The sequence below is a fragment of the Nocardioides cavernae genome, assembly GCF_016907475.1.
In the GTDB taxonomy this organism is placed as follows: Bacteria; Actinomycetota; Actinomycetes; order Propionibacteriales; family Nocardioidaceae; genus Nocardioides; species Nocardioides cavernae.
In genome coordinates, this window is the sequence record NZ_JAFBCA010000001.1 from 151146 (window position 1) to 174001 (window position 22856).

24 protein-coding genes are annotated in these 22856 nt (G+C 73.4%); 12 read left to right on the plus strand and 12 right to left on the minus strand.

Going from position 1 to position 22856, the window contains the following annotated elements; all coding sequences use genetic code 11:
* The first annotated feature begins 121 nt into the window (after positions 1-121).
* Both sftH and JOD65_RS00760 read left to right on the plus strand, forming a co-directional pair.
* Positions 122-2464, plus strand: coding sequence for a DEAD/DEAH box helicase (gene sftH / locus JOD65_RS00755; RefSeq protein WP_191194220.1), 2343 nt, complete (start codon positions 122-124; stop codon positions 2462-2464).
* 15 nt (positions 2465-2479) lie between these two features.
* Complete coding sequence (locus JOD65_RS00760) at positions 2480-2788, plus strand: hypothetical protein (RefSeq protein ID WP_191194219.1); 309 nt, start codon at positions 2480-2482, stop codon at positions 2786-2788.
* Between the two features lie 3 nt (positions 2789-2791).
* Here the strand turns inward: JOD65_RS00760 and JOD65_RS00765 are convergent, their stop codons facing one another.
* The 7 genes from JOD65_RS00765 to ssd all read right to left on the minus strand — a co-directional run bounded on the left by JOD65_RS00765 (position 2792) and on the right by ssd (position 7499).
* Positions 2792-3154, minus strand: a complete 363-nt coding sequence (locus JOD65_RS00765; protein WP_191194218.1) for an Rv3654c family TadE-like protein — start codon at positions 3152-3154, stop codon at positions 2792-2794.
* Positions 3154-3525 (minus strand): TadE family protein, encoded by a 372-nt coding sequence (locus tag JOD65_RS23540; RefSeq protein ID WP_191194217.1) that lies wholly within the window; start codon positions 3523-3525, stop codon positions 3154-3156. The genes JOD65_RS00765 and JOD65_RS23540 overlap by 1 nt, the downstream gene beginning before the upstream one ends.
* A 5-nt stretch (positions 3526-3530) precedes the next feature.
* A complete protein-coding gene (locus JOD65_RS00775) occupies positions 3531-3686 on the minus strand; it encodes a DUF4244 domain-containing protein (protein ID WP_204810889.1) in 156 nt (51 codons plus the stop codon).
* A gap of 216 nt (positions 3687-3902) precedes the next feature.
* A complete protein-coding gene (locus JOD65_RS00780) occupies positions 3903-4589 on the minus strand; it encodes a type II secretion system F family protein (RefSeq protein ID WP_191194215.1) in 687 nt (228 codons plus the stop codon).
* Entirely contained in the window at positions 4586-5257 is a 672-nt protein-coding gene (locus JOD65_RS00785) for a type II secretion system F family protein (RefSeq protein ID WP_191194214.1), read from the minus strand. The genes JOD65_RS00780 and JOD65_RS00785 overlap by 4 nt, the downstream gene beginning before the upstream one ends.
* The gene (locus JOD65_RS00790) at positions 5251-6414 is read right to left on the minus strand and encodes a TadA family conjugal transfer-associated ATPase (protein WP_191194213.1); all 1164 of its coding nucleotides are present in this window, start codon (positions 6412-6414) and stop codon (positions 5251-5253) included. The genes JOD65_RS00785 and JOD65_RS00790 overlap by 7 nt, the downstream gene beginning before the upstream one ends.
* Positions 6415-6485: 71 nt before the next feature.
* Positions 6486-7499: a septum site-determining protein Ssd gene (ssd, locus tag JOD65_RS00795; RefSeq protein WP_191194212.1), complete on the minus strand. Its 1014-nt coding sequence runs from the start codon at positions 7497-7499 to the stop codon at positions 6486-6488.
* 132 nt (positions 7500-7631) lie between these two features.
* Between ssd and JOD65_RS00800 the strand changes: the two genes are divergently transcribed.
* Positions 7632-8429, plus strand: coding sequence for an HAD family hydrolase (locus JOD65_RS00800; RefSeq protein WP_191194211.1), 798 nt, complete (start codon positions 7632-7634; stop codon positions 8427-8429).
* Between the two features lie 254 nt (positions 8430-8683).
* Here JOD65_RS00800 and JOD65_RS00805 read toward each other — a convergent pair whose 3' ends face one another.
* On the minus strand, positions 8684-9400 hold the full coding sequence (locus tag JOD65_RS00805) for a Fic family protein (RefSeq protein ID WP_191194210.1): 717 nt from the start codon (positions 9398-9400) through the stop codon (positions 8684-8686).
* Positions 9401-9457: 57 nt separating this feature from the next.
* Here JOD65_RS00805 and JOD65_RS00810 point away from each other — a divergent pair, with 57 nt between their 5' ends.
* The 9 genes from JOD65_RS00810 to JOD65_RS00850 all read left to right on the plus strand — a co-directional run bounded on the left by JOD65_RS00810 (position 9458) and on the right by JOD65_RS00850 (position 20657).
* A complete protein-coding gene (locus tag JOD65_RS00810) occupies positions 9458-10306 on the plus strand; it encodes a class I SAM-dependent methyltransferase (protein WP_191194209.1) in 849 nt (282 codons plus the stop codon).
* Between the two features lie 71 nt (positions 10307-10377).
* Positions 10378-11832: a calcium-binding protein gene (locus JOD65_RS00815; RefSeq protein ID WP_191194208.1), complete on the plus strand. Its 1455-nt coding sequence runs from the start codon at positions 10378-10380 to the stop codon at positions 11830-11832.
* A 36-nt stretch (positions 11833-11868) separates the two neighbouring features.
* Entirely contained in the window at positions 11869-12816 is a 948-nt protein-coding gene (locus tag JOD65_RS23875; protein WP_191194207.1) for a calcium-binding protein, read from the plus strand.
* Between the two features lie 31 nt (positions 12817-12847).
* On the plus strand, positions 12848-14200 hold the full coding sequence (locus JOD65_RS00825; protein WP_191194206.1) for a hypothetical protein: 1353 nt from the start codon (positions 12848-12850) through the stop codon (positions 14198-14200).
* A 39-nt stretch (positions 14201-14239) separates the two neighbouring features.
* Positions 14240-15370, plus strand: coding sequence for a sensor histidine kinase (locus JOD65_RS00830; protein WP_191194205.1), 1131 nt, complete (start codon positions 14240-14242; stop codon positions 15368-15370).
* A gap of 52 nt (positions 15371-15422) precedes the next feature.
* Entirely contained in the window at positions 15423-16136 is a 714-nt protein-coding gene (locus JOD65_RS00835) for a LytR/AlgR family response regulator transcription factor (protein ID WP_191194204.1), read from the plus strand.
* A 10-nt stretch (positions 16137-16146) separates the two neighbouring features.
* Entirely contained in the window at positions 16147-16551 is a 405-nt protein-coding gene (locus JOD65_RS00840) for a hypothetical protein (RefSeq protein WP_191194203.1), read from the plus strand.
* A 61-nt stretch (positions 16552-16612) separates the two neighbouring features.
* Positions 16613-18127: a sodium/solute symporter gene (locus tag JOD65_RS00845; RefSeq protein ID WP_191194202.1), complete on the plus strand. Its 1515-nt coding sequence runs from the start codon at positions 16613-16615 to the stop codon at positions 18125-18127.
* Between the two features lie 442 nt (positions 18128-18569).
* Positions 18570-20657 (plus strand): AGE family epimerase/isomerase, encoded by a 2088-nt coding sequence (locus JOD65_RS00850; protein ID WP_191194201.1) that lies wholly within the window; start codon positions 18570-18572, stop codon positions 20655-20657.
* Positions 20658-20852: 195 nt separating this feature from the next.
* On the opposite strand, the gene JOD65_RS00855 is transcribed toward JOD65_RS00850, so the two are convergent.
* From JOD65_RS00855 to JOD65_RS00870, 4 genes are all read right to left on the minus strand, one after another.
* The gene (locus JOD65_RS00855) at positions 20853-21533 is read right to left on the minus strand and encodes a VOC family protein (protein ID WP_191194200.1); all 681 of its coding nucleotides are present in this window, start codon (positions 21531-21533) and stop codon (positions 20853-20855) included.
* A 14-nt stretch (positions 21534-21547) separates the two neighbouring features.
* The gene (gene arr, locus JOD65_RS00860; RefSeq protein ID WP_191194199.1) at positions 21548-21958 is read right to left on the minus strand and encodes an NAD(+)--rifampin ADP-ribosyltransferase; all 411 of its coding nucleotides are present in this window, start codon (positions 21956-21958) and stop codon (positions 21548-21550) included.
* A gap of 43 nt (positions 21959-22001) precedes the next feature.
* Positions 22002-22481 (minus strand): MaoC family dehydratase, encoded by a 480-nt coding sequence (locus JOD65_RS00865; RefSeq protein WP_204810891.1) that lies wholly within the window; start codon positions 22479-22481, stop codon positions 22002-22004.
* Between the two features lie 66 nt (positions 22482-22547).
* A complete protein-coding gene (locus tag JOD65_RS00870; protein WP_191194198.1) occupies positions 22548-22781 on the minus strand; it encodes a hypothetical protein in 234 nt (77 codons plus the stop codon).
* Between the last annotated feature and the right edge of the window lie 75 nt (positions 22782-22856).

A 22856-nucleotide genomic window follows, 5' to 3' on the forward strand; every position in this document is an offset into this window, starting at 1 on the left:
GCCCCTTCGTTCTTCCGGGTGGTATCAAACCACGAGTCACAAGGGTTCCGCAGGACTCCTCCGCACATCACACCCCACGCCGCCTCGGGCGGCGTCCCCGCCCTTTGCCAGACTTCACGAGGTGAAGCCCTCCCGCCCCGGCGTCCTGCCACCGGTCGACGCGCTCGTGCGTCGACTCGCCGGCGTGCCCGGTCGGGAGGACCGCCTGCGCCACCTGGAGGTGCTGCCCGCCCGCGAGGCAGTGCACGAGGACTGGCCGGAGTGGGTGCCCGACGACGTTCGCGGGGCGTACGCCGCCCAGGGCGTCGCGCGACCCTGGCGGCACCAGGTGGTGGCGGCCGACGCGGCCCACGCCGGCGACCACGTGATCGTCGCGACGGGCACGGCGTCGGGCAAGTCACTGGCCTACCAGCTGCCGGCACTGTCGGCGATCCGCGCGTCCCGCGGGCCGCGCGGCGAGCGCGGTGCGTCGGTGCTCTACCTCGCCCCGACCAAGGCGCTGGCCCACGACCAGCTCGCCGGCCTGTCGTCGCTCGGCCTCGACGTACGCCTCGCCGCGCACGACGGCGACAGCTCGCGCGAGGAGCGGGACTGGACGCGCGACTTCGGCGAGTACGTCCTCACCAACCCCGACATGCTCCACCGGTCGCTGCTCCCCTCACACCACCGGTGGTCGCGGCTGCTCGGGTCGCTGCAGTACGTCGTCGTCGACGAGTGCCACCACTATCGCGGCGTGTTCGGGGCGCACGTCTCCCACGTGCTGCGTCGCCTGCGACGGGTCTGCGCGATGTACGGCGCCCACCCGACGTTCGTGCTCGCCTCGGCGACCGTCGCGGAGCCGCAGGTCACCGCGTCGCGGCTGACCGGGCTCGACGTGGTCGCGCTGACCCGCGACGACTCCCCGCGCGGGCAGGTGTCGCTCCTGCTCTGGGAACCGCCGTTCACCTCCCATGCCGGCGAGAACGGCGCGCCGGTGCGCCGGGCCGCGTCGTCGGAGGTCGCCGACCTGCTCGCCGACCTGGTCGCCGAGGACGTGCGCACCCTCGCCTTCATCCGCTCGAGGCGCGGCGCCGAGCAGGTGGCCCTGTCGGCGGCCGAGCTGCTCGCCGAGGTCGACCCGTCGCTGCCGGACCGGGTCGCGGCCTACCGCGGCGGCTACCTCCCCGAGGAACGAAGGGCGCTCGAGGCGGCGCTGCGCCGCGGCGACCTGGTCGGGCTGGCCGCGACCAACGCACTCGAGCTCGGCATCGACATCAGCGGGCTCGACGCCGTGCTCATCGCCGGCTTCCCGGGGACCCGGGCGGCGTTCTGGCAGCAGGTCGGACGGGCCGGGCGGGGTGCGCAGGACGCGCTCGGGGTGCTGGTCGCGAAGGATGACCCGCTCGACACCTACCTGGTCACCCATCCCGACAAGCTCATCGGTGCGCCGGTCGAGGCGTCGGTCTTCGACCCGTCGAACCCGCACGTCATGGGTCCGCACCTCTGCGCGGCCGCGCAGGAGCAGCCGCTCACCGAGGCCGACCTGCCGCTCTTCGGAGCCACCGCCCGCGACGTCGTCGACGAGCTGACGACCCTCGGGCTGCTGCGGCGGCGGCCGCGCGGCTGGTTCTGGACCGACCGGGGCCGGGCGGCCGACCTGGCCGACATCCGGTCGGCCGGCGGGTCGCCGGTGCAGCTGATCGAGGCCGACACCGGTCGGGTCGTCGGCACCGTCGACGCCGGCGGTGCCCACAACCAGGCGCATCCCGGCGCGGTCTACGTCCACCAGGGCGAGACCTGGCTGGTCGAGGACCTCGACCTCGAGCACCACGTCGCGACCATGCACCGCGACGAGCCGTCGTACTCCACCACCGCGCGGGAGGTCACCGACATCAGCATCGTCGCCACCCGCGAGCGCCGCTCGTGGGGCGGGTGCGAGCTGTCCCTGGGCGAGGTCGACGTGTCGCACCAGGTGGTCTCGTTCCTCAGACGGCGCCAGCCCGGCGGCGAGGTGTTGTCGGAGGAGCCGCTCGACCTCCCCGAGCGCACCCTGCGCACGTCTGCGGTGTGGTGGACGGTGCCCGACGACGTCGTCGCCGAGGCCGGCCTCGCCACGCTCGACGTGCCGGGTGCGGCCCACGCGGCCGAGCACTGCTCGATCGGCCTCCTCCCCCTCTTCGCGACGTGCGACCGCTGGGACATCGGCGGCGTCTCCACGGCCCGCCACGCCGACACCGGTGTGCTCACCGTCTTCGTGTACGACGGCCACCCGGGTGGGGCCGGCTTCTCCGAGCGTGGGTTCCACACGGCCGTCGCCTGGCTCACCGCCACGCGCGAGGCGATCGCCAGCTGTGAGTGCGCCAGCGGCTGCCCGTCGTGCATCCAGTCACCCAAGTGCGGCAACCAGAACAACCCGCTCGACAAGGACGGCGCGATCCTGCTGCTCGACGCCCTCCTCGCGGGTGCACCGCACGTGGACGGTTAGGGCTAGATTCGACTCATGGTCATCCTCGGTCTCGGGCTCATCATCCTCGGCGGCATCGCCGTGCTCTCCGCCCTCTTCGTCAGCGAGCCGGGCAGCGGTGGGGAGCTCCTGGGCTTCAACGTCACCACCCTCGAGTCGTTCCTCGTCGGGGTGGCCGCCGGCGCAGCCATCCTGTGGGGCTTCGCGATCCTCAAGTGGGGAACGAAGCGGAGCCTGGCCCACCGCCGCGAGCGCAAGGAGCTCACCGAGCTCAACCAGAAGCTCGAGCGGGTCGAGGCCGAGCGCCGCACCGAGGACCCGGAGCGCCGCGACACCACCCCCTGACGCCTAGCCGGGACCGGCGCGCGCCTCGGCGGTCACCCTCACCTCCTGCCACGGGACGTCCGGGCCGGCCACCGAGACGGTGACCCGGATCGCTCGACCGTCAGGCGTGCACGCATCGAGCACGGCTGCGTTGCGACCCGCGACCCTGTCGGCCGCGGCGCAGGCGTCCGTCGGATCGCTGACGTCCGCGAGCGCGGACGCCCCCGCGAGGGCAGTGAGGTCGGCTGCCGCCTGGGCCCGGCGTTGGGCCGTCACGAGGCCGCCGGCCGCTGCCAGGCCGACCATGACGAACATCAGCACGCCCGCCATCGCCACCACGAGCACCGTCACCCCGCCTCGCTCCTCACGGGTCCCGGATCCGCGCATCACGACTCCTCCACGACCGCGACGGCCTCCGCGGAGACGGTCACGCCGGGCAGCGAGCCGAGCAGGCCGCCCGGGCCCGTGACCCGGGCGCTGGTCGTCACCACGACGTCGGACTCGCCGACCTCGACCCGCACTCGGGCACCCTCGGGGGCGATCCGGACTGCGACGCCCTGCGCCGAGGCGACGTCGTCGCCGCGGGCGACGGCGCGGGCGGCCTCGCGGGAGGCGTCGATGACGCGCACCTGTGCCGCGCCGACCGCCAGCATCCAGACCAGGCCGGCGGTCAGCGCCACGAGGAGCGGGATGCCCAGCGCGAGCTCCGCAGTCGCCGCACCCGACTCCGGGCGAGTCCGTCCCCCGCGAGACCACACCGCGCTCACCCGATGCCGAGCAGGCCCATGACGTGCTTGAACAGCCGCCCCAGCAGCTGGTCGCCGAACGCGCCGGTGAGCAGCGTGTAGAGCAAGCCGGCGAACCCGGCCCCGGCGGCGGTGCCGACGGCGTACTCCGCTGTCGTGATGCCCGCCTCCATGCCGGACCTGTCCGACCGGGCCGACCTGCCCGACCCGCCCCACCTGTTCCGTCCGAGATGACGCGTGACCTTCATCAGTTCCCCTGTCGTCGCGGGGCTCCCGATGAACCCCGACCGACACCCAGCCTGCGAGGACCGCGGGCCTCCTGCACGGCCACGGACGCGAGCCTGTGGAGGACGCCCGCATCCGCCGCCCTGTGGACGGCGGGCGGCCCGTCACGGCGTCACCGAACCGAAGAGCGACGCCACGGTCGGCACGACGCCGAGCAGCATGAACGCAGGGAGCAGGCACGCACCGAGCGGGATCGCCGCAGCCACCCCGACCCGCCGGGCCGCGTCCTCGGCGCGGGCGAGCGACTCCCGCTGGAGCTCGTCGGCGAGCCGCTCGACGCTCTGCACGACGGACGCACCGGACACCTGCGAACGGACCATGGCCCGGGCCAGCGGGGCGAGCTCCTGGTCGTCGGCGACCACCGACCACGCCTCGACGCCGGCGGCTCCCCAGCGGGCCTGCTCCACGACCGGCACCAGCCGGTCGGCCGCCGGGCCCGGGAGCGCGGCGCACACCCGGGCCAGGCCGGAGACGGGTTCGGAACCGGCGCGCAGCGTGGCGGCGAACAGGTCGACGAGGTGCGGCAGCGTCCGCTCGACCTCCTCCCGCTCTCGGCGCGCAGACGGAGCCTCCGCGGCGACGAGGACGTGCCGGGCGATCGCGGTGGCCACCGCTGCCACCAGCACCCCAGCCATCCCGCCCACGAACAGCCAGGCGCCGATCGCGACGCCCCCGACCGCGAGCGGACGCAGGCCGGGCGACGAGGCCCGGCGCCGGCGGACCCTCCGCGGGACCGACGGGACGAGCGCCGCCACCGCCAGCGACGCGCACGCGACGCTCAGCCAGGTCACGGCGCCGCCGCCTGGTCGGCGAGTCGCTCGATCCACCACAGGCCGAGCCCCACCAGCGTCAGGCCGGCGGCGCCGCAGACCCAGCCGACCGGTGTCGCCAGCAGGAAGGACCACGGGTCGGAGCCGGCGCCCGACCCCATCAGCAGCACGGCGACCGGCAGGCAGGCGACGAGCCGCGCGGTCGACCGGGCCGAGGCCAGCTCAGAATCGACGAGGCGGCGCGTACGACGACGCGCGCGCAGGCCGGCGGCCGTGCGCTCGAGCGCCGCGGCGAGTCCGTGGCCGGAGTGTTGGGCGACCTGCCACGCCCCGGCGACCCAGCGGAGGTCTGCCGCGCCGCGTCGCTCGGCTGCCAGACGGCGCATCGCCTCGGGGACGTCGGCTCCCAGCCGCATCGCCTCGACGACCGGGACCAGTGGCGGCCACCGCTCGGCGCCGGCGGCCAGGGCGGTGTCCGGCGGACGCCCCGCCGCCAGGTCGGCGGCCAGCAGGTCACAGACCTCCAGCACGGCCGCCTGGTCGGCGGCGACACGCCTGCGGCGGGCCAGGACCGGGACCGACCACTCCGGTCGCGACCGGCCCGGACGACGCGGCCCCGGCCCCGCCGACGGCACGAGCGCCGCGACGGCGATGCCGGCCAGCAGCGCGAGGAGCCACGCGCTCACCACGCGACCGATCCGAGCCGGGCGGCGAGGGCACCCGCGGCCGGCCCCCGCACCACGCGGTCCGCCTCGAAGGTCGCTGCGGTGCGGAGCGCGACATGACCGGACTCGTCCCGCTCGGGGACGCCGAGCTCGAGCACCCTGCGGCGCCCGTCGCGACCCCGGCCCAGGTGGATGACCACGTCAAGCGCGGAGGCGAGCTGGCTGTGAGCCGCCGAGCGCGGCAGACCGGCGGCCAGGGACAGTGCCTCGACGCGCGCCGGGACGTCGGCGGCGGAGTTGGCGTGGAGCGTCCCGCACCCTCCGCCGTGGCCGGTGTTGAGTGCTGCCAGCAGGTCGACCACCTCGGCCCCGCGCACCTCCCCGACCACCAACCGGTCGGGCCGCATCCGCAGTGCCTGACGCACCAGCACCTGCAGCGAGGTCTCGCCCGCGCCCTCGATGTTGGCCGGGCGGCCCTCCAATGCGACGACGTGGGGGTGGTCGGGTCGCAGCTCGCTGGCGTCCTCGACCAGGACGATGCGCTCGCCGGGGTCAACCAGCGACAGGAGCGCGGAGAGCACCGACGTCTTGCCGGTGCCGGTGCCGCCGGTGATGAGGAAGGCGCACCGCGAGTCGACGATCTCCTCCAGCAGGAAAGCGCCGTCGGGAGGCACCGCTCCCGCCGTCACCAGCTCTGGCAGGGTCCACACCCGACCCCGGGGGACCCGGAGCGACAGCACGGTGCCCGACCTGGCCACCGGCGCCAGCACGGCGTGGAAGCGCGTGCCGTCCGGGAGGCGTACGTCGGCGTGCGGGGTCGCGTCGTCCAGGCGCCGCCCGGCCGTGGCGGCCAGCCGCTGCGCGAGGCGACGCACGGCGGCGTCGTCGGGGAACGACACCGCCGCGCGCTCGAGCCCGGCCCCACGATCGATCCAGACCTCGTCGGGGCTGTTGACGAGCACGTCGGTGACGTCGGGCAGCCGCAGCAGGTCCTCCAGCGGGCCGGCACCGAGCACATCGCGTCGGAGCAGGTCGTGCACGGCCAGGACCGTCGCGTCACCGACCGGGGACCCGGACGCCCGCAGGGCCTCCGCGACCCGGTGCGGCGTCAGGTCGCCCGCCGACACCGCCAGGCGGCGGCGTACGTCGTCGAGCACCGCGGTCGGGACGGGGGTGCTCATGCCGGGGTCCCCGCGGCGCTGCTCGGCGGAGGAGCGGAGTGGGGGAGGCGAGGAAGGTCGTGGGGTGGTGCTCATGCCGCGTCCGCCAGCAGGGCACGGGCGGCCCTGGCGAGCGGCCCCCTCCCGGCCAGGGGGCCGAGGCCGCGGTCGACCGACGCGGCCACACCGCGCTGGTCGGCGACGGCGGCCACGACGGGCAGGCCGGTCACCCGCTCGGCATCGGCGTCGCTGAGGCCGCCCGGCCGGAGCACCAGCCCGGCGCGGTCGTCCCGGCCGAGGTCGGCGACGAGACGGGCGGCGGCGGCCAGCCCGGGCACGGTCGCCGGCGTCACCACGAGCAGGTCGTCGCAGCGGTCGACCAGCTCGGCCAGCAGCGGGCCGCCCTGCCGGGCGAGGTCGACGACGACGAGGTCGTGGCCGAGGACCGCGGCCGGCAGGACCCGCCGCGCGGTCGCCACGTCGAGGCGGCGTCGCAGGCCGGACCACGTCAGGACCCCGAGGTGGTCGCGCCGGGGCACGCCCTCGCGCAGGGCTCGCGCGCCCAGCCGGCCGGCGGTCTCGGCGAGGGCCTCCCACCGCACGCCGGGGAGGTCCTCCATGCCGAGCAGGCGGTCGAGCCCCGGTCCGAGAGGGTCGCCGTCGACGAGCAGCGTCGACGCTCGCGCCGCGTGCCACTGGGCGAGCGCGCACGCCAGCGTCGTGGCTCCAGCGCCACCCGCCCCGCCCACCACCCCGACCAGACGGCCGGGCGAGGCCCGCTCGCCGACGTCGGAGAGCTCGTCGGAGAGCCAGCCCTCGCCCGTGGGCAGGTCGACCACCGACGCCGCGCCCAGCTCGACGGCGTGGCGGAAGGCGTCGTCGCCGACACCGACCCCGACGACGTGGACGCCCGTCCGTCTCGGGGGTGCGAGGCCGACGAGCGCGCCGGTGAGGTCGTCTCCGACCAGCACCAGGTCGGCCTCGCGCCACGCGGCCAGGGAGAGGGACGGTTCGGCACAGACCTCGGCCCCGACCCCCGCCGCCGCACAGAGGGGGACGACCGAGTCGTGGACGGACGGGGACCGGGTGATCAGGAGGACGGGCATGCGACGAGCGTCGACGGCGGCACCGACCCCCGTCAGCCCACGCCGACCGTGCTTGTGGACAACAGTCTTCCGGCGCCGCCTGTGGACACCTGGCGGCCCGAAGCAGTCGGTCGGGGCCCCTACGATGGCCGCATGCCCCGCCCCCAAGCGGCCTTCTTCGACCTCGACAAGACGATCATCGCCAAGTCGAGCACCTTGGCGTTCAGCCGCGAGTTCCAGGCGGGTGGGCTCATCTCACGACGCGCGATGCTGCGGTCGGCGTACGCCCAGTTCGTCTTCTTCACCGGCGGTGCCGACCACGACCAGATGGACAAGATGCGCGAGTTCATGTCGCAGCTCTGCGCCGGCTGGGACGTCGCGACGGTGCGCGACATCGTCCACGAGACCCTGACCACGATCGTCGAGCCGCTCGTCTACGACGAGGCCGTCACCCTGATCGAGGAGCACCGCGCGGCCGGTCGCGACATCGTCATCGTCTCGGCGTCGGGCGCCGAGGTGGTCGAGCCGATCGGCGAGATGCTCGGCGCCGACCGGGTGATCGCCACGCGGATGGAGATCGCGGACGGCAAGTACACCGGCAACATCGACTACTACGCCTACGCCGAGGAGAAGGCGCGCGCGATCGAGCACCTCGCCGCGACCCTGGGCTATGACCTCGACGAGTGCTACGCCTACAGCGACTCGGTGACCGACGTGCACATGCTCGAGGTCGTCGGCCACCCGTTCGCGGTGAACCCCGACCGCGAGCTGCGCCGCATCGCGACGGCCCGGGAGTGGCCGGTCCTGCTGTTCGTCCGTCCCGTGGCCCTCCGCCGGCGGCTGCCCGTGCCGCCAGCCCGGCCGACCCTCGCCGCCCTGGCGGTCGGGGGCGCCGTCGCGGCAGGTGGGTTCATCTGGTCGAACCGCCGCAAGCGGACCACCGACACCTGAGCGGGACCCATCCGCATCCGCCAAAGTCAACCCTTGAAGGTGGCTGTGGACAGGGATAGAACTGAGGCAGAACTACACAGCAGCACGTGAACCGGGTACCCACGCGGCGATCCACCCATCCGATGGGGTGCTAGCCGATCGGGATCTGCCCGAGGCAGCGATTGAGAAGAGCACGCTTGGTAGCCACGGCTTCACGTGTAAGCGGCGGCACCCGATCCACGTGAGCGGGTGCCGCTCGCACGTGCTGGCGGCGGCTACCCCCGCAGCGGCGAGGCCTCGGCCCCCGCGCTGAACGCCTCGGCCCCGTAGAGCGCCCAGGCATGCACCCCGCTCGGCCCGCCGCTGCTGTAGGCGCGCAGGTTCGACTCGTACGCCGCCCGGTGGGCCAGGTGCCCGGCCTCCGGCACGACGAGCGACTTGGCGTCCACGCCGCGCGAGACCAGCACGAGCCGCTCGAGCGCCCGGGCCACGATGCCGTTGTGCGACGCGAAGGGCGCGGCGGTCGCGACGTCGGCGTGCGCCACGGCGGCCGTCAGCAGGGCGGGCGCCTCGCTGCCGGACAGCAGGAGCTCCGCGACGCCGCGCAGCCGGTCGGCGGACGCGGCGTCGCGCGGACGCCCGAGCTCGTCGGGGGCGAGGGCCGCGGACCCGACGACGGCGTGCAGGCGCGCGATGGCCTGCAGCGGCGCGGTCTTCAGCAGCGGCGCGAGCGCGAGCATCGAGGCAGACAGCCGTACGGCGTCGCTCGCGATCTCGTCGCCCTCGCCCGCCCGCACCTGCTCCAGCGTGGACTCCGACCCCTCGAGGACGGCGCTCGCGTGGGCGCCGCGCAGGAGGGACTCCGCGGTCAGCTCCGGCGACGTACGCCTCAGGCCGCGGTCGCGCAGCATCACGTCGATCCCGTCGCGGGTGCCGGCGTAGGCCGAGCGGACACCCTCAAGGTCGGTGAGCCAGGCGAGCGGGTCGGTCATGGGGAGGACGGTAGTCGCGGCGGCGGTATCGCCCGATCGCGGGATACGGTGAGCGCGATGAGCGACGAACCCTCGACCACCCCAGCCACCACCGACCGCGCGCGGTCCTTCGGGTCCGTCGCGGAGGCGTACGACCGGGGTCGGCCCACCTACCCCGCCGAGGCGGTCGCCTGGCTGGCCGGCGGCGAGGCGAAGGTCGTCCTCGAGCTGGCCGCCGGCACCGGCAAGCTGACGCGCGAGCTGGTCGACCAGGGCCACGCCGTCTTCGCGACCGAGCCCGACGAGGCGATGCTCGAGGTGCTGCGCCAGCGGGTGCCCGAGGTGAGCGCCAAGGTCGCGACGGCGGAGGAGATCCCGGCCAACGACCGCTCGGTCGACGTGGTGGTCGTGGCGCAGGCCTTCCACTGGTTCGACCACGAGGTGGCGCTGCCCGAGATCGCTCGCGTTCTCAAACCCGGCGGCCACGTCGCCCTGGTGTGGAATAGCCGTGACGAGCGCATCCCGTGGGTGCGCCGCATGGGTGACCTCCTCGGCCGCCAGGACCTCGACACGAGCTCGGCCGAGCGGCTCGTGCACAGCGACCTCTTCGGCTTCATGGAGGAGGCGAGATTCAAGCACTGGCAGGAGGTCAACCGCGAGACCATCCTCGACATGGCGCGCTCGCGCTCGAGCTTCGCGATGATGGACGAGGCACAGCGGGAGCGCCACCTGGCCGACGTGCTCGCCTTCTACGACGACTTCGGCCGTGGGATGGACGGCATGCAGATCCCCTACGTGACGCGCTGCTACCGCGCCGTCGTGGTCGACCGCGACGACACCGGCCCGTCCCCCGACGACCGGGAGCCCGACGGACCGGTCGTGAGCGACGGCAGCGACACCGACATGCTGCTCATCGACTTCCGCTGACGCGCGACAACTTCCCGAGGCTCCGGATCGTCCCACCCCGGACACACCACACCGATCTCGGGGGAGACACCATGCGTACGACCGCCCTGCCCGTTGCCGGCCTCCTCGGCCTGGCCCTGCTCGCACCGGCGTCCTGGGCGGCTCCGGCCACCGCCGCCGGCGAGACCTGCCGCGGTGAGGCCGCCACCCTCGTCGGCACCGGTGACAAGGTCACCGGCACCGAGGGGCGCGACGTGATCGTCACGGCGCGCGCCGGGGTGGTGGACTCCCTCGGCGGCGACGACCTCGTCTGCGTGGCGCCGACGCGCGTCGGCTCCAACGTCCTCGTGATCGACGCCGGGAGCGGTGACGACGTGGTCGACACGACCGCCACCCCGGTCGGCAACTACGTCACGACCACCCTCGGCGCGGGCAGCGACACCTTCGTCGGCGGGCAGGCCAGCGACACCGTCCACGGCGGCGACGGCAAGGACCCGTGGGTCGACACCGAGCGCGACGTCCTCGACACCGGCGGCAGCGGCGACCACGTGTTCACCGGCTCGCCGGGCAGCACCAACCACGACGTCGTGCGCCTGGGCGAGGGCCGCGACCAGGTCCACGTCGGCTCGCCCGCGGTCGGCGGCGACTTCGTGCTCGACGGCGGCGAGGGCTTCGACGGGATCGACCTGCAGTCCGGCAGCACCGACGTCGTCCTCGACATGGCGGCAGGCACCTTCACCAGCCCGGCCGGCACCGCAGCCTTCACCGGCATCGAGTCCGTCGGCATCACTGCGGGCGAGGCATCGGTCACGTACCGCGGCACCGAAGGGAAGGACTCCCTCGAGATCCGCCCGGAGGGCGGCACGCCGACGCTGGACGTGACCACGGGTGACGGCGACGACGAGGTCGCCGTACCGGACGCCGCGATCTCCGCGGGCAGCCGCATCGACATGGGCGCCGGTCGTGACGAGCTGGTGGTCGCGAGCAAGACCGGCGAGCTCGCCATTGACCTGACCCGCCAGCTGCTCACCGTGCAGGGCGTCGAGGCGACCGCCACCGGCGTCGAGGACACGTGGCTGATGGCTCCCACCGTCGCGCTCACCGGCGACCCCGGCGACAACGACCTCACCTGGAGCGGCTGCGACGCCACCCTCAGCGGCGGTGCCGGCAACGACGCGCTGCAGTGGAACTACGACTACCTCTTCGAGACCTACGAGTTCCGCTGCGCCGGCGAGGTCTCGATGGACGGCGGTGACGGCCGCGACTTCCTGCGCTCCTCCGGCGGCGACGACCTTCTCATCGGCGGCCGGGGCCACGACAAGGTCTTCGGACGGGGCGGCGACGACACGATCCGGGGCGGCACCGGCGACGACAAGCTCGACGGCGGCGAGGGCCGCGACGACATCCGCGGCGGCACGGGCAAGGACCGGCTCATCGGTCGCGCGGACAACGACACCCTCCTCGGCGGCCGGGGCCGCGACACCGCCGACGGTGGGCAGGGCCGCGACCGCTGCGTCGCCGAGCGCGAGACGCGCTGCGAGCGCTGACCCGCCACCACCGACCCGACCTCTCGAGGAGCACCCGTGCGCACGACGACCCTGACCGCCGCAGCCCTGCTCGGCCTCACCCTTCTCAGCCCGATCCAGGCCGCCACCGCGGCGGCCGCCGAGACCTGCCAGGGCGTGCCCGCCACCATCGTCGGCACCCCCGAGGGCCACGTGGTCGGCACCGCCGGTGACGACGTCATCGTGTCCGGCGGCGCGTGGTCGGTCGATGCGGGCGACGGCGACGACCTGGTCTGCATCCCCCCGTTGGAGGGCGACCTGCTCGGCAACGTCACCGAGGTCGACGCGGGCGCCGGCGACGACACCGTCGTCTCCGAGGGCGAGCACAACCACTCGTGGACCACGCTCGGCGCGGGCGTTGACACCTTCCGCGGGGGCGGGTGGGAGGACCGCGTGGAGGCCGGCTTCGAGGACACCGTCGTGGCCGACCGCGGCGACGACCTCGTCAGCTACAGCATCGAGCCCGGCGAGGCCCTCCCCGAGACGGTCGGCTCGACCATCAGCAACCGTTCCTCGGGGTGGATCAAGGTCACGGCCGTCGGTCGCCGCATCGCGATCGACGGCAAGGCCGGCGAGGTCCGGGTCGACGGCCAGGTCGTCAACACCTTCGGCATCTCGCCCCGGATGCTCTTCGGCGTCGCCCAGCGCGTCGAGCTAGTCGGTTCCCCGGGGGTCGACCGCCTGGCCGCGGGCGCCTGCGGCCTCGGCGTCGTCGAGGGCCGCGGCGGCGACGACGACATCCTCTACCTCCGCGACGACGCCCTGCCGAGAAGGTCGTGCACCCCGCGGATGCGTGTCGACGGCGGCGCCGGCAAGGACTCCATCCGTGGCACGATCAACGCCGATGTCCTTCGCGGCGGAGGCGGCAATGACTGGATCAAGGGGCGCAAGGGCAAGGACGTCGCCGTCGGCGGGCCGGGCCGCGACACCTGTTTCGCCGAGCGCACCCGCTCCTGCGAGCGCTGATCCTCCACACACGACGACAACGGGAAGCACCATGCGTACGACGACACTGGCGGCCGTCGGGCTGCTCAGCCTGGCACTGCTCACACCGGCGTACTCCGCCACCGCAGCAGCGGAGACCTGTCGCGGCGAGGCCGCGACCATCGTGGGCACCGGTCGACCGATCCGGGGCACGGAGGGGCGCGACGTGATCGTCCTCGGCATCTCGCACGAGGTCGACGCCCTCGGTGGCGACGACCTGATCTGCCTCAACCAGGACGTCGACGACTACTACGTGCAGGACATCGACGCAGGCCCCGGCAACGACACCGTCGACGCCACGGCCGCTACCTCGAGCTACGTGGCCACCAGGACCACGCTCGGCCCGGGAGCCGACACCTTCGTCGGCGGTGCGTCGCTGGACCTGGTGTACGCCGGCGACGCCGCGGACCCGGTCCAGCCGGGCTCCGACGTCGACGGCGACCGGGTGGAGACGGGCGCCGGCGACGACGAGGTCCACTCCGGGTCTTCCGGGGGCGTGGACCACGACGTGATCGCGCTCGGCAACGGCGACGACTCCCTCTTCCTCGGCACGTCGCAGCTGGCGGGCGACGCCGCCTTCGACGGTGGCGAGGGCGATGACCCGCTCCGGTTCCGTCTGGGCACCGAGGAGGTCACCGTCGACCAGGCCACGGGGACCCTCACGTCGGCTGCGGGCACCGCCGCCCTCACCTCCTTCGCGTCGGTGACGATCGACGCCGGGACGGGGACGGTGCACTACCGCGGCACGCCGGGCGCCGACTCGCTCGCCGTACGCACCGAGGGGGCACCCGTCCTCGACCTCGCCACCGGGGCGGGGAAGGACCAGGTGGTGCTCGAGCCCGCGACGATCGGCGCGGGCAGCACGATCGACACGGGCGCCGGCCACGACAAGCTGATCGCGGCGAGGCGGAACGGCTCCCTGGAGCTCGACCTCGGCTTCCACGACCGGTTCGTCGTCGCCGGCGAGGACGTGGCGGACGTCGACGAGCTGGAGGATGCCTTCCTGATGGCTCCCCGGGTCACGATGGTGGGCAGCAACGCCGACAACGCCCTCACGTTCACCGGCTGCACGGGCACCCTGAGCGGCGGGCACGGCCGTGACTTCCTGGCCAAGGGCTTCGACTACGTCTTCGAGTCCTACGACTTCGGCTGCCGGACCACCACCGCGATGAGGGGCGGACCTGACAGGGACCACCTCATGGGCGCGTACGGCCGGGACCGCCTGCGCGGCGAGGGCGGCGACGACCGGCTCGACGGCACCAGCGGCAACGACGTCCTCGTCGGCGGCGGTGGCCGGGACAGAAGCGACGGCGGCCCCGGCCGCGACCGCTGCGTCTCCGAGCGAGAGAAGCACTGCGAGCGGTGACCCAGGCTCTGGCCCCGGTGCGGGGCTAGGGTCGCTGCCGTGGCGAGATGGCGGTGGCGGCGTACGTCGCTGGGTGGCGAGGCCGACCGCGCAGCCTTCCGCGCGCTGCACAACGCCTCTCTCGCCAGCCCGGCCCTGCGGGAGGGGCTGACCACGGCGAGCTCGGAACGGTCCGTACGCCACCTGCGCGCACTGCTCGGCACACCGGCCGCTGGCCTGGGTGACACCAGCGGGCTGCTGGCGTGGGACGGCCTCGGCAGCCACCACCGCTCGCAGCTCGCCGGCACGATCGGGCAGGTCGCGGAGACCGGGCGCACGATGATCGTGGACCAGCGGACCCTGGTCTGCGAGGACGGCGGCTGCCAGGTCCGGCAGGCGATCGTGAGCCCGCTCGTCGTCGAGGACACCCTCGTGGGAGCGCTCGTGGTGGGCGCCCCGCACACCACCGGGGGCCTGGTCCGCGCGGCCGACGAGGTGGCGTCGTGGGTCAGCGGCCAGCTCGAGCTCGCCGAGCTCGACCTGTCGCGCACCCGGCTGATGGAGGCCGAGGTGCGGGCCCTGCGGGCGCAGATCAGCCCGCACTTCATCTACAACTCGCTCGGCGCCATCGCCAGCTTCGTGCGCACCGACCCCGACCGGGCGCGCGAGCTGCTGCTCGAGTTCGCCGACTTCACGCGCTACTCCTTCCGACGCCACGGCGAGTACACGACGCTCGCCGAGGAGCTCCGCTCCGTCGAGCGCTACCTGCTGCTCGAGCAGGCGCGCTTCGGTGACCGGCTGCAGGTCACGCTGCAGGTGGCCCCGGAGGTGCTGCCCGTCGCGGTGCCGTTCCTGTGCATCCAGCCGCTCGTCGAGAACGCCGTACGCCACGGGCTCGAGGCCAGCGCCGACAAGGTCGACGGCGTCGGGCGGCTCTCGATCGTCGCCCGCGACCACGACCAGGAGTGCGTCCTCGAGGTCGAGGACGACGGCACCGGCGAGGACCCGGAGCGCGTACGACAGGCGCTGGCCGGCGACGTGTCGATGGACTCCGTCGGCCTGGGCAACGTGGACGCGCGGCTGCGCAACGCCTACGGCGACGACTACGGTCTGGTCGTCGAGACCGCACCCGGCGCGGGCACGAAGGTGATCGTCCGGGTGCCGAAGTTCGCCCCCGGAGTGCAGGTATGAATTCACCCCATCCGAATCCTCGCTTCGCTGCGGTTCGCACAGGGACCCCGAAATGACGCAATTGAAGGTCCTCGTCATCGACGACGAGCGTCCCGCGCTGGACGAGCTCACCTTCCTGCTCGGCCGCGACCCGCGCATCGGCGAGGTGCGCGGCAGCGACTCCGCGACCGAGGCGCTGCGGGTGCTGCAGGCCGAGGAGGTCGACGCGGTCTTCCTCGACATCCAGATGCCCGGCCTCACCGGGCTCGACCTGGCGCAGGTGCTCTCGCGTTTCAAGTCGCCGCCGCCGGTCGTCTTCGTCACCGCCCACGAGGAGCACGCCGTCGCGGCGTTCGAGCTGCGCGCCGTCGACTACGTCCTCAAACCGGTGCGGGAGGAACGGCTCGCCGAGGCCGTACGCCGCGTGGTGGAGGCCGGCGGCCCCGCGCCGTCGGGTGACGTGCAGATCCCCGTCGAGCGCGGCGGGGTCACCCGCTTCATCAGCCGCGCCGAGATCACCCACGTCGAGGCGCAGGGCGACTACGCGCGCCTGCACACCGCCGACGGCTCGCACCTCGTGCGCACCCCGCTGTCGTCGCTCGCCGAGCAATGGGCGTCGGCCGGGTTCGTCCGGATCCACCGCTCGGTGCTCGTCGCACTCCCCCACGTCGAGGAGGTGCGCAGCGAGGGAGGGCGGGTCAGCGTCGTCATCGCCGGCACCGAGCTGCCGGTGAGCCGCCGCCACACGCGCGAGCTGCGGTCGGTGCTCACCCGCCGCGAGACGTGAGGCACGAGCCGTGAGCGACCAGCCACCTCCGCGGGTCCGGGTGACCGGACCGCCGCGGCGTCGCGCGGACGTCGTACGCCCTGTGGGCACGCGGGAGATCGACGCTGAGACCGCGCTGGGCGAGGTCTTCATGCGCTCGTTGTTGCGCGAGCAGCTCTTCCTGGCGCTGCGGGTGCTGGCCGCGCTGGCGCTCACGCTCGGGATGCTGCCGCTGCTCTTCCACCTCTTCCCGTCGCTCGGCGACGAACGGGTGGGGCAGATGCCGCTGGCCTGGCTGCTGCTCGGGGTGCTCGCCTACCCGTGGCTCGTGGTGCTCGGCTGGTTCTACATCCGGCGCGCCGAGGACCACGAGCGCGACTTCGCCGACCTGGTCGGGTCGGTCGGGTCCGACGGCCCCGACGAGGAGCCGCGATGAACACCCCACGACGTTCCTCTCCCCCGCTTCGCTCCTCCGACCAACGCCGCAGGGACCCCGGGTGAGCACCGACGTCGTGCCGGGCGTCGTCGCGGTCGTGCTCGTCTCGCTCGCGACCCTCGTGATCGGCACGTGGGGGCTGCGGATCTCGCGCACGACGAGCGACTTCTTCGTCGCCTCGCGCACCGTGCGGCCGCGGCTCAACGCGAGCGCGATCGGCGGGGAGTACCTCTCCGCCGCCTCCTTCCTCGGCGTCGCCGGACTGCTGCTGACCTTCGGCGCCGAGATGCTCTGGTACCCCATCGGCTGGACCGCGGGCTACCTCGTCCTGCTGGTGCTCGTCGCCGCTCCCCTGCGCCGCTCGGGCGCCTACACGCTGCCCGACTTCGCCGAGGCGCGGCTGGGGTCGAGGGGCGTGCGCAAGCTCTGCTCGGTGCTGGTCGTCGCCATCGGCTGGCTCTACCTGCTGCCCCAGTTCCAGGGCGCGGGCGTGACCCTGCGCTCCACCATCGGCGCGCCGCCGTGGGCGGGCTCGCTGGTCGTCGCCATCGTGGTGCTCGCGTCGGTGAGCCCGGGCGGGATGCGGTCGATCACCTTCGTGCAGGCGTTCCAGTACTGGCTCAAGCTGACCGCCCTGCTGGTGCCGGTCTTCGTGCTGCTGGCCGTGTGGCTGGCGGACGGCGCGGCCGACCCCGCTGCAGCCGCCCCGGACTCGTGGTCGATCCCGTTGGCCTCCCCCGGCGGCGGCATCGGGCTCTACACGACGTACTCCCTCATCGTCGCGACGTTCCTCGGCACGATGGGCCTGCCGCACGTGGTCGTGCGGTTCTACACCAACCCCGACGGCCGCGCGGCTCGACGTACGACGCTCGCGGTGCTCGGGCTGCTGGGCATCTTCTACGTCCTGCCGCCCGTGTACGCCGCCCTCGGCCGCATCTACGCCCCGTCGCTCATCGACGGAAGGTCGGACGTGCTCGTGCTCGAGCTGCCGTCGCTGATGGTGGGCGGTGCGGTGGGCGCGGTGCTGACCGGGCTCGTCACTGCCGGCGCCTTCGCCGCCTTCCTCTCCACCAGCTCCGGCCTCACGATCGCGGTGGCCGGGGTGCTGTCGCAGGACGTGACCGGGCGGCGGTGGGGCTCTCGCCGGCTCGGCGGGGTGGCGGCCTTCCGGGTCGCGGCCGCGATCGCGGTCGTCGTACCCCTGCTGCTGTCGCTGCCCGCACAGGACGTCGCCGTGGCGCGCACCGTCGGCCTGGCCTTCGCGGTGACCGCCTCTACCTTCGCTCCGCTGCTGATGCTCGGGATCTGGTGGCGCGGGCTCACGCCCGTCGGCGCGGTCGCCGGGCTGCTGGTCGGCGGGCTGGGGTCAGGCTTCGCCGTGGCCTGGACGCTCGCCACGTCCCCCTCCCCCGGCTGGGCCTCGGCGATGCTGGGCCAGCCCGCCGCCTGGTCGGTGCCGGCGGCCTTCCTCACGATGGTCGTGGTCTCCCGCCTGACCCGCGACTCCGTGCCCGCCCACGCCGGGCGCTTCATGGTCCGCCTCCACACCCCCGAGGCCGTCGAGCTCCAGCGCTGACGCTGGGTCCCGCGGGCACCATGAAGGCAGTTCGGACGTCCGGCCGCCGACCTCGCGCTCAGCCGACCTCCGCGCGCCATGAACTGCCTGCATGGTGCTCGGCCGCTCGCGGTGAGCAACGGTCAGACCGACGGGTGTGGCGGTGCCGGGCAGGAGTCACGTCGGCCACTGGCGCTGGCACGCGAAGAGGCGCACAGTGGTGATGGCGCGGGAGCACTCAGCCCAGGGCCGGCAGTGGCTGGGACGCTGGACGCGTCGCGGCCGTTGATGCCGGCCGAGGGTGGGGCGGCTCCGGACTCGTACGGGCCGGCGCCTCGGGGAGATCGAGGGAAACGTCGATGGGCATCCACGCGAACGACGTCCTGCGCAGCGGGTGTGTCCGATGACCAGCCGGGCCGGCCTGACCCGAGGCGCATTCCTGTCAGTCACACTGGCCACGGCAATGACGGCGTTGGGCTCCTCGACGAGCGAAGGCAGCAGCTCGGCTCGACTCGCTGCGATCACGGCTCCCGAGGTCCCTGACGCGCTCCGAGGAGACAGCTGGCTGGAGCACCACCGCCAGGACCTGATGCCCTACTGGGACATGCCGGAGGCCCTCGGCGAGCCGCTCGGCAACTTCCCGTCGTGGCGAGGCCTGGACGGCGAGCTGCTGGCCGACGAGCGCCGCGGGCTCTCGACACTCGCTCGCGGCGTGTACGGCTACTCGGTCGCGTTCCTCCTGACCGGCGAACCGAGGTACCTCACCTATGCCAAGGCGGGCATCGACTGGATCAACGCGTATGCCCGGGATGCCGAGCACGGCGGCTGGTACGGCCAGCTGAACAAGGACGGCAGCCCGTACGCCCCCGATGATCCCAAGCGGGTCTTCGACGTGGCCTCGCTGGGTCTGGCCTTCGGGATGTACTACAACGTGACCCGTGATCCCGAGGTGGAGGCCGACCTCCTCGAGGTCCGCGACTTCCTTTTCGAGCACTACTACGACCCCGCGACCTCCCGCATCAAGGACGCCCTGAAGTACGACCTCTCGGAGGAGGTCGACCTCGGTGACAACGGCGGGGACATCACCAACTACCTCGTCCCGGGGTCGGCCCTCCTGCTGCCCAACGCCGACCTGCTGAGCGACCCGGCCCGCCGGGCCCAGTTCCGCGACGACCTCCGCGTGGTGACCGAGCAGCTGATCGCCCGGCACAGGGGCACCGGCGCGGAGTCGTGGTGGTTCTGGGGACGAACCGGACTCGTCGGCCGGTTCGGCTCTGGGGACACCGACTTCGGCCACTCCATCAAGAGCCACGAGCTCATCCTCAACGCGAACGCCGTGTTCCCGGACCGGCCGTGGTCGGGCCTGTCCGCCGACAGGGAGGCGCTCCTGCAGCGGGCATGGGACGCACCCGCGGCGCGGTGGAACCAGCGACGCTCCGGCCCCATCGGCGCCGGCACCGAGCGGGACAGTGAGTGGTGGATGCACGACGAGGCCGACCAGACGCTGGCGGCCCTCGACCTCGGCAACGGATTCGCTCACCAGGACTGGCTGGCCGCCAGCGCCGCCAGCTGGACGAGCGTCTTCGTGGACCGCATCCGGCCAGCCCGCGAGACGTACTTCCGCCCGGCAAGGAATCCGGCGCTCGCGGACATGCGCAAGACGGGCTTCGGCAAGAACATGTACCACGTCAGCGAGCACGCGCTCATCATGTTCCTCCACGGCCGGGCCCTGGAGGGCCTACCGGCACGTCTCCACTACGCCTTCCCCACGACCCAGGCGCTCACCGCGCAGGCGGATCCGTACTGGTTCGACGCGACCGGTGAACGGCGAGTCGTGCGGGACGAGATCCCGGCGCTGCCCGGTCACCGCCTGGTCGAGGTCGAGTTCACCGGCGTCGGGCCGGCCAGCCCGCCACCGTTCCCGGCGCCCGACGACACGACCGCGCCGACCACGCGGGCCGTCGTGTCTCCGGAGCCGAACGCGGAGGGGTGGAACCGCGAGGACGTCACGGTCGCACTCTCCGCCGCCGACGCAGGTGTGGGCGTCCAGGAGATCCACGTCCTGGTGGAGGACCGGAGCGGGACCACACCGCCCGCCGCCGTCATCGGCCCAGGCGACGCGGTGACTCTGCCGGAGATGTCGGGAGAAGGCGTGCGGCGCGTGACCTACTGGGCGGTGGACCGCCTGGGCAACACCGAGCCACCGCACGTGCTGGAGATCCGCATCGACCGGACGAGTCCCACGCTGACCGGACTTCCGTCGCAGCCCTGCACGCTGTGGCCTCCCGATCGCAGAATGGTGCAGGTCGCGCAGGTGACGGGAACCGATGCACTGTCCCGTGTGGCCGGCGTGCAGGTCGCCGTGACCGCAGACGAGCCGACCGACCCGGACGACGTCCGGGTCGACGGGGGGACGGCCGAGGTGCGGGCGTCCAGGAACGGCCGGGGGGACGGCCGCACGTACCGCGTATCGGCCCTCGTCACCGACGCGGCCGGGAACACCGCCCTTGGCGAGGCCGCGTGCGCCGTGCCCCACGACCAACGCCGCTGATCAGGGCCGCAGGAGTCCAGCGCTGCGGTTCCGGCACCGTGAAGGCAGTTCGGACGTCCGGACCCCCACCTCACGCTCAGCCAGCCGTCGCGCGCCGCGAACTGCCTACGTTGGTAGGCGCCTCCTCGCGCACGTGCGGCGGTTGTGGCCCTCGATCGCGGCCTGCAGCGGCCGCATCCGCCGCACGTGCAGCGATCAGACCCGGCGGAGGCGGAACTCGTTCCCGTCCGGGTCGGCCATCTCGACGTCGTCGCTTCGCGCCACGACGGAGGCGCCGAGGGACACCAGCCGCTCGACCTCGACGTCGAGGTCATCGGCGACCAGGACGAGGTGCATCCGGTTCCGGTCGGCGCGCTCGTTGAGCGGCGGGCCTCCCCAGGCGATCTTCATCCCGCCCTGCGGCGGCTGGATCGCGGTCTCGCCGTCCTCGTCGTGGACCAGCGGCCAGTCGAGGGCCGCAGCCCAGAAGAGGCCGACCTCGCGCGTGCCGTCCGCCGCCACCTCACCGAGGAACCCCATGCCGGCGAGCCAGTTGTTGGTCTCCTCGATCACGCAGAACTCGTTGCCCTCCGGATCGGCGAGGACGACGTGGTCCTCCTCGGGGAGCTGCCCGACGTCGAGGTGCGACCCACCCAGCTCGAGCACGCGGGCGACGTTCGCCTCTTGCGAGGCGGTGTAGCTGGTCAGGTGGAAGTGGACCTGGTTCAGCCGGGCCCGTGGGAGGTCCGCCGCCTCGAACGCCAGCCGCATCGGTGCATCGGCGTCCGGCCGCAGCTCGAGCCCCGAGCGTTGCCAGCCGAGCAGGTCGCCCCAGAACGAGGCGAGGGCCCCGGGGTCCGAGGCGAGGACGGTCAGCGCGTGCAGTCGGGCAGCCATCCGCCCAACCTAGGTCAGTTGATGATCTCGCCGCGCTCGTCCTCGAGGATCACCCGTAGCCGGTCGCGCCACGCCTGCAGGGCCTCCGGCGCGAGCCGGGGCCAGTCCTCCACCTCGGCGACGACGCGGATCGGCTCGGTGCTGCGGTAGGACCGCGTCGGGTTGCCGGGGAACTTCTTGTCGGTGACGTTGGGGTCGTCCTCGAAGGATCCGGTCGGCTCGACCTGGTAGACCCGGGGCTCGCCGTGGCCCGCCGCGAGCTCGGCGGCGAGGCCCGCGCCGTCGTGCAGGGCGGTGAAGTAGATGTGGTTCATCACGACCTCGGGCCGGTAGTTCGACCGGAAGCCCGCGGTCAGCAGGTCGCCCGGCTGCAGGTCGGCCTTGGTGCCGTGGAAGAACGGCCCGTCGTCCAGCACGTCGCTCACCGTCCCAGCCTAGGTGGACGCAGCCCTCCGAGCGCTGATGCCCTCAGTCCGGAGCACGCACCGGGTAGTGCCGGAAGAGTGCCTGGGCCACGCAGGCCGGACGCTCGACCCCGTCGATCTCGACCGTGAGGTCCACGGTCAGCTGCTCGCCGCCGCCGATGTCGACCACGTCGACGAGGTCGGCCCGCATCCGGATGGCGGAGCCGACGGGCACGGCGGTGGGGAACCGCACCCGGTTGTAGCCGTAGAACATCGCGTCCTCTCCCTCGGCGAAGCCGACGAGGGACGCGAAGAGGTGCGGGACCAGGCTCAACGTCAGGTGTGCGTGCCCGATGGGGCCGCCGAACGGTCCGCGAGACGCGACCTCGACGTCGTTGTGCGCCCAGTGCCAGTCGTCGACCGAGCGGGCGAAGGCGTCCACGCGATCCTGCCCGACGACCAGCCACTCGGAGGGGCCCACCGCGCGGCCCACCAGGGCGAGCACGTCCTCCGCGCTGGGTGCCACGACCCGGTCACCGGCCACCACGCACCTCCTGTGTGCGGACTCCCGACCATCGTCGGTCGCCGGTGCAGGCGCCGCAAGACCCTGTCAGGACCGCCCGCGTACGTGCCGCGCGGCGAGCCAGGCCTCGAAACGCCCGCCAGCCGTCGCGAGGTAGTGGCGTACGCCCGATTCCAGCTGCGCGACCTCGCCCCGGAGCCCGAACATCTCGAAGTCGGTCCGACGCTCCGATGAACACTCGTGCTCCCGACCGGCTGCCCGGTCGACCGACGCGCCGCACTCGTCGCAGGGCATGTATCGGGACCTGAACATCACGCTCACCTCATTCTCCTCGAAGGTACCCACTTCCACGGATTCCAGCCTTCAAATCGCGTGGTGTCGGGTCTAGCGTGAGGT